Here is an 11,627-nt window from a genome sequence, read left to right on the forward strand (position 1 = left end):
AGCCTGCCGGCTATGCCTCACCCGCCCACGAAAATATTTTGCCGGGGTTCATCAGGTTATGCGGGTCGAGTGCGTGCTTGATGGAGCGCATGGTGTCCACGGCGACTGCGCCATGCTCTTCAAGCAGGAAACCCATTTTATGCAGCCCGATGCCGTGTTCTCCCGTGCACGTGCCGTCCATGCGCAGCGCGCGCTGCACGATCCGGTGGTTGAGCCGTTCGGCTTCCACGAGCTCTTCGGGCTGGTTCGGGTCGATCAGGATGGCGACGTGGAAATTGCCGTCGCCGACATGGCCGACGATCGGGCAGGGCAGCGGCGAGGCGAGCAGGTCCTGCTCCGTCTCCTCCACGCATTCGGCGAGCCGCGAGATGGGCACGCACACGTCGGTCGTCACGGCGCGGCAGCCGGGCTTCAATTGCAGCATCGCAAAGTAGGCGTTGTGGCGCGCGTTCCACAGACGGCTACGGTCTTCCGGACGGGTGGCCCATTCGAAACCCTCGCCCGCGTTTTGCGCCGTGAGCTCCTGCACGAGTTCAGCCTGCTCCTGCACGCCGGCTTCGGTGCCGTGGAATTCGAAGAAGAGGGTGGGCGCTTCGCGCAGCGTCAGGTTCGAATGACGGTTGATGGAACGGATGGCGAGTGAGTCCACGAACTCGACGCGGGCAATCGGCACGCCCATCTGAATGGTCTCGATCACGGCGCGTACCGCATTGCCCATGGATGGGAAGGTGCACACGGCGGCCGACACGGCCTCGGGCAGCGGGTAGAGCTTCACGGTGATTTCGGTGATCACTCCGAGGGTGCCTTCCGAGCCGACAAAGAGGCGCGTCAGGTCATACCCGGCGGACGATTTGCGTGCCCGCGTGCCGGTTTTGATGACGCGGCCGTCCGCCAGCACGACGGTCAGACCCAGCACGTTTTCGCGCATGGTGCCGTAACGCACGGCGTTGGTACCGGAGGCACGGGTGGCCGACATACCGCCGATGCTCGCATCCGCGCCGGGATCGATCGGGAAGAACAGGCCGGTGTCGCGCAACGCTTCGTTCAACTGCTTGCGCGAGATGCCCGGCTCGACGGTGACAGTCAGGTCTTCCGCGTTGATGGACAGCACGCGGTTCATGTCCGACAGATCGATGGACACGCCGCCCTGTACCGCGAGTAGATGCCCCTCCAGCGACGAGCCGTTGCCATAGGGGATGATCGGCACGTCATACTGGCCGCATAGCTTGACGATGGTCTGCACGTCTTCGGTATTGCGGGCGAACACGACGGCGTCGGGCAATTGCGGATCGAATGGTGATTCGTCGCGGCCATGATGGGCGCGCACTGCATCAGCGGTCGAAACACGCTCACCGAAGACGGACTTGAGCGTGCTGAGCAACTCAGTGGGGAACGGACGGCGCAAGGGGGCCGGCGGCGCAGGATGATTCACACATGTCTCCTGATAACTGGCAGTGCTTGTGTAGTTTGCGTTTCATTTTACGCCGATCATTCAAGGCCCGGCGCCGCTTCGCCGCCGAACCTATAATGGCGGCGACTTCAGGATGCGCGCAGCCGGTCCGGGTGCGGACCGGACTGGGTGAAGTTTCCGCGCATCCGCCATTGAAAGGACGAGGCATATCATGGGCAATCGCTTGAGCAAGATCGCCACGCGCACGGGCGATGACGGCACCACGGGTCTTGGCGACGGCCGCCGGGTCAGCAAGGGCGACGCGCGCATTGCGGCGGTTGGCGACGTCGACGAACTCAACTCGAACCTCGGCGTGTTGCTGTGCGAGCCCTTACCTGACAACGTGCGGGCGGCGCTCACCGCGATCCAGCACGACCTGTTCGACCTGGGCGGCGAGCTCTGCATTCCCGGCCACACGATGATCACGGACGGGCACCTCAGTCAGCTCGACGACTGGCTAGCCGACTACAACGCCAGGCTGCCGCCGCTTAAGGAGTTCATTTTGCCGGGCGGTTCGCGGGCTGCGTCGCTCGCGCATGTGTGCCGGACGGTATGCCGGCGTGCCGAGCGGGCCATTGTGACGCTGGGCAAGACCGAGACGATCAACGCGGCGCCGCGTCAATATGTAAACCGTCTGTCGGATTTGCTATTTGTGCTGGCGCGCGTGCTCAACCGTGCGGACGGCGGCAGTGATGTGCTCTGGCAACACGAACGCGGGACCAAGTAACTCGAACGAGCCCAACCAGGCTGTGGCGCTGCAACATGGACTGTCGCGGTGAAGCCGCAGCGCGCTGAGCGCAACGCAGCGTATCCGCCAACTGAAGCGCATCAGCCCAGGTCAATCGCACATCGGCCGCGCATCAACCGCGCGTCAACCAATGGCCAGGGTGACCGGCTTGCCAATCCGGCTCATCATTTCGACCAGCGTGTCGATGGTGAACTTGGCCGTTTTCTTGTTGACCACGTCCGAGACGCGCGGGCGCGACACCATCAGAATCTCAGCTGCTTCGGCCTGCTTCAGATGATGCTCGTCGATCCAGCTGGACAGCTCGGTCATCAACTGTTCCTTCAGGAGCCGCGTGTCGTTGATCTGTTTCTGCGACGCGGCGTGCAGCCGGGCCGCCTCCTCGGCGGGAAACCCGAGTTCGAGGAACAGGTTTGCGCCGGGCCTGGAAACGTGACGGATTTTGGTGTCGATCGTCATTGCTATGCCTTTCTATTGTTGACTATGGCGCGATACCGCGCCTCTGCAATCTCACAGTCATGCCGACTGGTGCTCTGCGTTTTTTTCTGGAAGCAGTGCAGCACGTAAATGGCCTCCACGAATTTCGCTACGTACATGACCCGGTAAATACCGTTGCCTTCCTTGATACGGACTTCGCGCGTACCGGCGCCGACAGCGGGGAAGGGTTTCCAGTCGTCCGGGTCCAGCCCTGCCTGGATTTTGCCGAGCTGAAAGCCGGCTTGACGACGCGGTTCTTCAGGAAAGGCCAGCAAATCGTTGAAGCTGGAGCCCACCCAGCGAATTTCTTTGTCGTGCTCCATGAGTCCCTTGCATGTATAAAATCTTATACCCATTCTCGAGGAAAAACAAGCAGTCCCCGATCCGGCCATGAGCAGGTACGGTACAGAGGAGACGCGTGGAGCACCATTCGTCCAGTTGGCTAATCAGGTGTCCAATGGATCGTCCGGCGAAGAGGCAAAAAAAAGCCCGGCTCACCGAGCCGGGCTTCGCATGCTGCATGCAGTGATTGCATGACACTACGGTTCAACTATGACTACCGAGGTTGCACAGTGACCTATGCGGTTTCCGTCAATTTCCGCTGCCACGTGCCACGCGGCGCTGCTTGACGGCTTCGGCCAGGCCCTCTAGCACGGTCACGCTTTCGTCCCAGCCAATACAGGCATCGGTGATGCTCTGGCCGTAGGTCAGCTCGCAGCCATCCTTCAGATCCTGACGGCCTGCCACGAGGTGCGATTCCACCATCACGCCGACAATCCGTTCGTCGCCGCCGGCGATCTGACGGCCAATATCCGCGCAGACCGGGATCTGGTTTTCGTGTTTTTTCGAGCTGTTCGCGTGGCTGGCGTCGATCATCAGACGCGCGGCGAGGCCGGCCTTGCCGATGTCGGCGCATGCCGCATTGACGCTCTGCGCGTCGTAGTTCGGTGTTTTGCCGCCGCGCAGGATGATGTGGCAGTCCTCATTGCCAGCAGTCGAGACGATGGCCGAATGGCCACCCTTCGTCACCGAGAGGAAATGGTGTGGCTGCGACGCGGCCTTGATCGCGTCGACGGCGATCTTCACGTTGCCGTCCGTGCCGTTCTTGAAGCCCACCGGGCACGACAGGCCCGACGCCAGTTCGCGGTGCACCTGCGACTCGGTGGTACGCGCGCCAATCGCGCCCCACGAGATCAGGTCCGCAATGTATTGCGGGCTGATCATGTCCAGGTATTCGGTACCGGCGGGCAGGCCGAGTTCATTGATGCGCAACAGCAATTCGCGCGCGGTGCGCAGGCCTTCGTTGATCTTGAAGCTGTTGTCCATATGCGGGTCGTTGATGAGACCCTTCCAGCCCACGGTGGTCCGCGGCTTCTCGAAATAGACCCGCATGACGATTTCCAGCTCGCCCGCAAAGCGCTTGCGCTGCTCGATCAGGCGTCCCGCGTATTCGAGCGCCGCCTTGGTATCGTGGATCGAGCACGGCCCGATGATCACGATCAACCGGTCCTCCATGCCGTGCAGGATGCGGTGCATCGACTGGCGCGAGTGGTAGATCAGGTCCGAAACCGGCTCTTCGCAGGCGAATTCGCGGATCAGGTGGGCGGGCGGCGTGAGTTCTTTCAATTCTCGGATACGGACATCGTCGGTGTTATGCGGGGGCATGGTGTTTCTCCAGGATTCGGGTCGTAGCGTGTTCGCATGGGCAAGACAGTCAGCGCTGCCGGAGCGGACAACATTCAAAAACGGCTGTTAGGACTAGGGGTCCAGCAAAATCAGAGGCGAAAAAAAACCGCCAGACTCGCTGGCGGTTTTTCGGGAATTTCGGGTGCCTTACGTGCACTAACACCCCTCTCGATCCGCCAGCGGTCTGAGATGCCAAAAAAAGTAAAAGTAAAACTTGGCGGACATGGCGAATTAAGGCTGCTGATCAAAAAAGGGTGAGTGACTTTATAACCCGCTCAGGCGCGGCTGACAACCAGGGGTGGCGAAAACGCGGATAATCCGCATACTTCGTGCATGTGATGCGCGAAGTATGCGTGATGATGTGAATCAGGCCGTGCCGCCGACCGTCATCTTCTCGATACGCAGGGTCGGCTGGCCGACGCCCACGGGCACGCTCTGGCCCTCCTTGCCGCACACGCCGACGCCCGAATCCAGGGACATGTCGTTGCCGATCATGCTCACGTATTTGAGCGACTCCGGGCCGCTGCCGATCAACGTCGCGCCCTTGACCGGGTAGGTGATCTTGCCGTTTTCGATCATGTACGCCTCGGAGGCCGAGAACACGAACTTGCCGTTCGTGATGTCCACCTGGCCGCCGCCGAAGTTGACGGCGTACAGACCGTTCTTCACCGAGGCGATGATTTCCTGCGGGTCTTTGTCGCCGTTCAGCATGTAGGTATTGGTCATGCGCGGCATCGGCAGGGCGGCGTAGGACTCGCGGCGCGCGTTGCCGGTCACCGGCATCTTCATCAGACGGGCGTTCAGCGTGTCCTGGATGTAGCCCTTCAGGATGCCGTCTTCGATCAGCGTGGTGCACTGGGTCGGGTTGCCTTCGTCGTCGATGTTCAGCGAGCCGCGGCGGTTCGGCAGCGTGCCGTCGTCGACCACCGTGACCCCCTTGGCCGCAACCCGTTCGCCGATCCGGCCGGCGAACGCCGACGAGCCCTTGCGGTTGAAGTCGCCCTCCAGACCATGGCCGATCGCTTCGTGCAGCAGCACGCCGGGCCAGCCCGGTCCGAGCACGACCGTCATGGCGCCGGCCGGCGCCGGACGCGCGTCGAGATTGACCAAGGCGGCATGGACCGCGTCGTCGACGTATTTCGACAGCACCTCGTCGGTGAAATAGCTGTAGTCGAAGCGGCCGCCGCCTCCGCCGCTGCCGATCTCGCGGCGCCCGTTCTGCTCGGCGATCACCGTGATCGAGACGCGCACCAGCGGCCGGATGTCGGCGGCAAGGGCGCCGTCGCTGCGGGCGACCAGCACCACGTCGTACTCGCCTGCGAGGCCCGCCATCACCTGCTGGATACGCGGATCGCGGCCGCGCGCCATCTGTTCGACGCGTTCGAGCAGTTTCACCTTGGCGGTGGCGTCGAGCGAATGCAGGGGGTCGGACGGGAGGTACAGATCGCGCCCGGCGATGCCGGTCAGCGAGGAGGCCACCTTGATCTTCTGCTTGCCGCCGCCTGCCTTGGCGATGGAGCGCGTAGCCAGGGCCGCCTGACGGATGGCTTCGGGCGACAGATCGTCCGAGTAGGCAAACGCCGTCCGGTCACCGGACACGGCGCGCACACCCACACCTTGATCGATGCTGAAGCTGCCAGATTTCACGATGCCCTCTTCAAGGCTCCAGGCTTCGCTGCGGGTGGCCTGGAAATACAGGTCCGCGTAGTCGATGCGGTGCGTGAAGATCTCGGCGAGCGTGCGGCTGAGCAGGGCTTCGTCGAGGCCGTAAGGCGTGAGGAGCACGTCTTTGGCGGTGGCGAGATTACGGATACCGGGTTCGATGATGTTCATGCGAAGTGTCTTCTGCTCGATACAAAGGGGGTCGGTTGGCGCACGCGCATCACATACATGGGTGGGCGGCGTCGTACTTTCAATGCCTGGGTGTCAGTGTCGGCTTTTGCGCAGCGTGCGGTCAAGGTTGGCGGACCTTCTCAGGTGAGCACACGGTGACGCCACGCCGGCAGGCTTTGCCGGACTTCGTCGATGCGCGCCCGTTCCAGATTGCCGGCGACCACGCCGGCGCCTTCGTCGCGCACTGCGACGATTTCGCCCCACGGGTCGATCAGCATGGTGTGTCCCCACGTGCGACGGCCGTTCTCGTGTTTGCCGCCTTGCGCCGCGGCCAGCACGTAGCACTGGTTTTCCACGGCCCGGGCGCGCAACAGGGTTTCCCAGTGTGCGCGGCCGGTGGTGTAAGTGAAGGCCGAGGGCACCACGATCAGCGCGCAATCGCCCATCCGGCGGTACAACTCCGGAAAGCGCAAATCGTAGCAGACGGACAGCCCGACCCGTCCGAACGGGGCCTCGAAGGTGCGGACCGCGTCGCCGGGGCGGATGGTGCGCGCCTCGTCGAAGGATTCGTCGCCTTTTTCGAAATTGAACAGATGAATCTTGTCGTAGCGCGCCGCTTCCTCGCCCTCGGGATTGAACACCAGCGTGGTATTGAGGACGCGCGTGGCTTCCGGTGCGGTGAGCGGCAGCGTGCCGCCGATCACCCAGATACGGTGGCGGCGCGCCGCGTCGGCGAGAAAGCGTTGGATCGGGCCGTCGCGATAGGCTTCGCGCACGCCCAGTTTGTCGGTGTCCTTGAAGCCCATGAAACAGAAGTACTCGGGCAGCAGGACGAGTTGCGCGCCGTCGGCGGCAGCCGCTCCGATCAGGCGTTCCGCTTCGGCGAGATTGCGCTCGCGATCCGGCGTGCTGACCATCTGCAGAGCCGCGACGCGAAATGACGGGATAAGGGATGAAGATTGGGCGTGCTGTTCGCTCATGAGCGTTTCGTGAAACTCCCGGCAGGGCGGCGCAAAACGCGGCGCCGCGTACGTCGATCAAGGCTTTACCACCGCCGCCGGCTCGTCTCGCGGTGGGCGCGCGACGCGCGCCAGGACGAAGCTTTACTGGGCTTCGGCGGTCGAGGCCGGCAGATCCATCTTACCGCGATCCCCGTGGACCCGCTCGACGTGCGGTTTCGACCACGAACCGGAGATCGCGTAGTCCAAGGCGAACGCCCTCGAGATTGACTGCGACAGCGCGAAATCGGCGACCAGCGCCGCCAGACCGAACAGCGGATTGATCACCGTCGCCGCCACCACGCCCGCGCCGGCGCTGACGGTCGGCACGATATGCACGTGCAGATCCTGGGTTTCCTGGGCGAGATCGACGGAGCCTTTCATCTCGGCACGGGCGGGCGCCGTCACCATCTCGAAGTTTTCCGTGCGGCCGATGCCGTCGCTGATCTGCGCGGTCCCCGTGACGCGCTCGAACGGCAGTCCTTCGCCGATCACATCGCGGAAGTTCATCGTCGCGAAGCGCGCGAGGCTCTGCAGGCTCACCACGCCGAGCAGTTTGGCGACGCCCGGATCGACCTTGAGGATCTCCCCATGGCGCAGGTCGACGGCCAGGTTGCCGTTCAGCGTCGGATAGTCGATGCGGGTCGGGCCGCCGCGCCATACCGCCTTGCCGGACAGCGTGCCGCTGCCGCCCTTGAGCGTGCGCGGCTGGCCGGCGCGCTCCAGCAGCGCGCCTGCGTCCTTGATGTCCAGCTTGAAATCGAACACGGTGCGCTTGGACGTATCTTCGTCGGCGCTGGCGCCGAGCGTCGTCGAGGTGCGCCAGTTCGCGGTAGCGGTCAACGTGGCGGCCGGGTTGCTGATGTCCAGCTTGTCCAGTTGCCAGACCGGCACGCCGTCTTCCTGGAAGTTATGCGCGTCGACTTCGAGACTGCCCAGGTTGTGGCCGCGCACGATCAGTTCGTTGACGATCAGATCGATGGACGGCATGTTTTGCGCCGGCGCCGACATGGCCGGGCCGAGCAGATCGTTCTCAGTGGCAGACGGAATCACCAGCCTCGCAAAGCGCGCCTGCAGCGTGCCGGGAGAATCCCGGGTGGCGCCCGGCAGCCACGAAACGTGGCCCGAAACCTGGTTCGATGCAATGTTGGCCTGCCATTTACCTTCGTCACGCGATGCGCCGACGATCACGCTTTCCCAGTGACGCTTGAGCAGCGTCAGTGTGCCGATGTGCACTGCGAAGCGATTTGGCTGGAACTGGGTGAGCTTGGGGTTCGGGGCGCTGGCCGGCGTGGCGGCGGCAGTGCCGGCGGCTGTGCTCGCCGCGGCTGCGGCGCCAGGCGCAGCGGCTTCGTTGCGCATCTTCGCGATGAATGCGCGCCACGCGTCGGCATCGAAGGTGTCCAGGTCGACGGCGGCAATCACGCCTTCCGAGGGCAGGTCGGCCGGTTTGTTGACGCCGATGGCGCCGACCACCACCGTCGGCATCTGGTTCGGCGTGTGGCGCAACAGGTAGGCGGCGGCGATCGGGCCGAAACTCAGGTTGGCGCGCTGCAGGCTCGGGTCGCCGCTGGCGGGCGCGGGGCTCAGCGTGAAGTGCAGCGGCATCGGCGTGCCCACGGTCTTGTTGAACGGCGCCGGGAAATCGAGCGCGAGACCGCTCAGGTCAGAGTCGGCGGTGATCTCGGGCAGGCGCCCCTTGGCGCCCTTCAGGTTCAATTCGTACGGCGCGTTGCCGCTCATGCGCGTGAGCACCTGCGCCGCCGCGCCGTGCAGTTTGAGGCCGCGCGCGGCGTCGACGGCAACGTGGCCGTTCAGATCCAGCGCGTAGATGCCGCTTTGCTGCATCCCGCCGTTGGCATGCACGTCGCCGCCCATGAACTGGCCGGACAGCCGCTCGAGCTGTGCGGTGTGCTCGGTAAAGTGGACCTTGCCGGTGAGCTGCGACAGCGGCGGCACATTGTTCATCGTCAGGCGATTGTTGTGGAAACCGACCGCGCCGTCGACGGCGATATGCGGCTTCGGCGTTCTCGGCACGGTCAGCTTCAGCGCGAGCGACGCCGGCCCTTCGGCCTTGATCTTTTCGCCGACGTGTTTCGACAGGCCGCCGAGCGCGCTCGCGTTGACGTAATCGAGCATGTCCTCAAGCGGGCCGTGACCGTCGCCGTTGATGACGAGACTCGATGCCTTGGTGCCGAGATCGTCGATCTTGCCGTTGACCTTGCCGAGCGCGACCCGCTTGTAATGCGCGCGGTCGATGTCGAAGCGCAGCACGTTTTCTTTCAGCTCGAACTTGCCGTCGATGCCGTCGAACGGCGGCCAGACATTCGGCGTGACGCCGTCCTTCATGGTGCGCGGCGGGAACGGCGACGGGTCGAATTTGCCGCCCGTGAACGGCGCGACGATATGGAACTGGCCGGCGCTCGGGTCGCGCGAGTAGGGGAATTTGGTGAGGTCGCCGTGCACCTCGATCGTCGCGCCGCGCGACATGCCGGCTTGCAGTCCATGACCGAGATAGTTGCGCAGCTTTTCGCTGATGCTGGTAGGCAGGTAGCGCACGATACGCTTGACCTGGGCGTGATCGAACTTCGCTGTCAGGTCGAGCGAGCCGCGGCCGTGTCCCGGGTTGCTGTAGTTCGCCTTGAGGGTCGCGGCCGTGTCCGCGTTGGCGACGCTCAGATCCGGCACGGTGATCGCAAAGGCCTTGTGCAATTCTCCGGGCGCCGTGGGCTTGACCGTCCAGGTGCCATGGCCCTGCAGACGGTCGAAGCGCAGACGCGGGTCGTCGAAGACGCCAGGCAAGGTGACGGCGACATTCTTCGTATCGATCGACATTGCGCCATGGGTTTCGTCGGCATCGACGCTGCCCCACAGGTTTTCGACGCCAGGCAGGCCGGCTCGCGGGTGGCCGAGGGGCGTGAGGCCCGGCGGCGGTTCCTGAGCCGCCACGCTGATGCCCTGCAGATCGCCCTTGAAGCGATAGCGCACGACCGGCTCGGTGCCGGCGTTGCGTTCGCTGGCCGCTTCGCCGGAATCCGGTTTGGCCCGTTCGACTTCGATCACGTAATTCGCCACCAGTCCGCGCGGATTGAAGCGCACCAGTTCGTTCAGCAAGCGGCCCGACAGCGGCAGCGCGCGGCTGAATTCAGCGAGGATCCCCAGGTCGACGCGGTCGCCCGTCACGCTGATCAACTGGCCGTGCTGGATCGAAGCACGCCGGAAATGGCCGGTCAGTGTCTTGAACGCCAGCGTCCGGGTAACTGGCGTGCCGTCGTCAAGGGGCGGCTGGCCGAGCTCGGCTCGCAGATTGTCCAGCGTGAGCGTGTAGTCGTCCGGCGCCATATCGAGCTTCCACGTGAAGCTCGCAACCGGCATGTCGAGACGCGGCTGGGTAGGGCGCACGCGCAGCGAGACGTTGGTTCCGTCGAGCTCGCCGCTCGCCGAAGTCATGCGGCCCTGGGCAAACTTGATCCAGATGGCGTTGTCGATACGGCCAGCGGTCGTCTCGATCGGGAAGTCCATATAGCGGGCGAGGCCCGGCAGATCGACCGGGCCGGTGGAGACATAGGCGTCGCCGGCCCAGTTGATCGGCTTGCCGATGGCCGACAGCGGCGTGTGCTTGAACTGCGCGCGGAAATCGAGCGGACCGTGCAGCACCTTGCCGTCCGGCGGCGCCTGCAATGCGAACCGGTGATCGCGGCCGTCGTTCAGGATGGCGAGGCGGATATCCTCGAGCGCGAGTTCCGGCGCATCGTGTCGCGCATCGCGCCAGCGCAGCGTGCCGCCTCGCAGCACGATGGCCTGCTGGCGCAGCAGCCAGGTGGTGAAGGTGTCGTTGCCGGTGTGGGTGCTCGGCACCGGCACACCCGCAATGGAGAGCGTGCCGTCGGTACCGCGTGCGACCAGCAGGTCCGGCTTGTCGACGATCAGGCTCGAGAGGATGGGCCGTAACTGCCACAGCGAGCGCCACGCGACCGTTGCCTGAGCGTGCGGAATGTTGAGTGCAACATGACCTTCGTGGTCACGGATGGTGAGGTCGGTGACGTCGATGCCAGGCTGAAAGCCGGTCCAGTGCGGCGACAGTTTGCCGATCTCGAGCTGAGCGTGGATTTTCTCGGAGACGAGGGCTTCGATGCGTGGACGGAACGAATCGACGCGCGGCAATACACCATAGCGCAAACCCAGGAACAGGCTCGCCGCGATGAAATAGACGACCAGCGCAATGACCAGTAACACCCTTAGGGTGTGACGCAGCACCACGTGGTCGCCGCCGCTCACGTGCCTGACTTGTCCGGCATCGTGCGGCTCAGCGGATTCGTTTCGCTCGGACATGCTGCGGCGGGGGTGGGCGTATGGTAGTTTTGCGATCTGACGACGAAATGTATCACACGGGCCAGTCGCGACGAATATCCTGAAACCCTGTGCCTATGCCGCTTGG

The 11,627-nt window shown here is 64.1% G+C and carries 9 protein-coding genes; 2 read left to right on the plus strand and 7 right to left on the minus strand.

Annotated elements, in window-relative coordinates; genetic code table 11:
* Nucleotides 1-10: 10 nt before the first annotated feature.
* Nucleotides 11-1,432 carry an FAD-linked oxidase C-terminal domain-containing protein gene (locus VGH41_RS03840; protein WP_331596013.1) on the minus strand — a complete coding sequence of 474 codons (1,422 nt, stop codon included), beginning with the start codon at nucleotides 1,430-1,432 and terminating at the stop codon, nucleotides 11-13.
* Nucleotides 1,433-1,622: 190 nt separating this feature from the next.
* Here VGH41_RS03840 and VGH41_RS03845 point away from each other — a divergent pair, with 190 nt between their 5' ends.
* Nucleotides 1,623-2,177, plus strand: a complete 555-nt coding sequence (locus VGH41_RS03845; RefSeq protein ID WP_331596014.1) for a cob(I)yrinic acid a,c-diamide adenosyltransferase — start codon at nucleotides 1,623-1,625, stop codon at nucleotides 2,175-2,177.
* 144 nt (nucleotides 2,178-2,321) lie between these two features.
* On the opposite strand, the gene VGH41_RS03850 is transcribed toward VGH41_RS03845, so the two are convergent.
* The 3 genes from VGH41_RS03850 to aroG all read right to left on the minus strand — a co-directional run bounded on the left by VGH41_RS03850 (nucleotide 2,322) and on the right by aroG (nucleotide 4,337).
* The gene (locus tag VGH41_RS03850) at nucleotides 2,322-2,654 is read right to left on the minus strand and encodes a helix-turn-helix domain-containing protein (protein WP_331596015.1); all 333 of its coding nucleotides are present in this window, start codon (nucleotides 2,652-2,654) and stop codon (nucleotides 2,322-2,324) included.
* Nucleotides 2,655-2,656: 2 nt separating this feature from the next.
* Nucleotides 2,657-2,995 carry a type II toxin-antitoxin system RelE/ParE family toxin gene (locus tag VGH41_RS03855; protein ID WP_331596016.1) on the minus strand — a complete coding sequence of 113 codons (339 nt, stop codon included), beginning with the start codon at nucleotides 2,993-2,995 and terminating at the stop codon, nucleotides 2,657-2,659.
* Between the two features lie 268 nt (nucleotides 2,996-3,263).
* On the minus strand, nucleotides 3,264-4,337 hold the full coding sequence (gene aroG / locus VGH41_RS03860; RefSeq protein WP_331596017.1) for a 3-deoxy-7-phosphoheptulonate synthase AroG: 1,074 nt from the start codon (nucleotides 4,335-4,337) through the stop codon (nucleotides 3,264-3,266).
* A gap of 36 nt (nucleotides 4,338-4,373) precedes the next feature.
* Here aroG and VGH41_RS03865 point away from each other — a divergent pair, with 36 nt between their 5' ends.
* The gene (locus tag VGH41_RS03865; protein ID WP_331596018.1) at nucleotides 4,374-4,616 is read left to right on the plus strand and encodes a hypothetical protein; all 243 of its coding nucleotides are present in this window, start codon (nucleotides 4,374-4,376) and stop codon (nucleotides 4,614-4,616) included.
* Nucleotides 4,617-4,724: 108 nt separating this feature from the next.
* On the opposite strand, the gene tldD is transcribed toward VGH41_RS03865, so the two are convergent.
* From tldD to VGH41_RS03880, 3 genes are all read right to left on the minus strand, one after another.
* Entirely contained in the window at nucleotides 4,725-6,191 is a 1,467-nt protein-coding gene (gene tldD / locus VGH41_RS03870; protein ID WP_331596019.1) for a metalloprotease TldD, read from the minus strand.
* 140 nt (nucleotides 6,192-6,331) lie between these two features.
* Nucleotides 6,332-7,171 carry a carbon-nitrogen hydrolase family protein gene (locus tag VGH41_RS03875; RefSeq protein WP_331596020.1) on the minus strand — a complete coding sequence of 280 codons (840 nt, stop codon included), beginning with the start codon at nucleotides 7,169-7,171 and terminating at the stop codon, nucleotides 6,332-6,334.
* 123 nt (nucleotides 7,172-7,294) lie between these two features.
* Nucleotides 7,295-11,521 carry a YhdP family protein gene (locus VGH41_RS03880; RefSeq protein WP_331596021.1) on the minus strand — a complete coding sequence of 1,409 codons (4,227 nt, stop codon included), beginning with the start codon at nucleotides 11,519-11,521 and terminating at the stop codon, nucleotides 7,295-7,297.
* Between the last annotated feature and the right edge of the window lie 106 nt (nucleotides 11,522-11,627).

Origin of the sequence: Paraburkholderia sp. (assembly GCF_036488795.1) — a bacterium.
GTDB lineage: Bacteria > Pseudomonadota > Gammaproteobacteria > Burkholderiales > Burkholderiaceae > Paraburkholderia.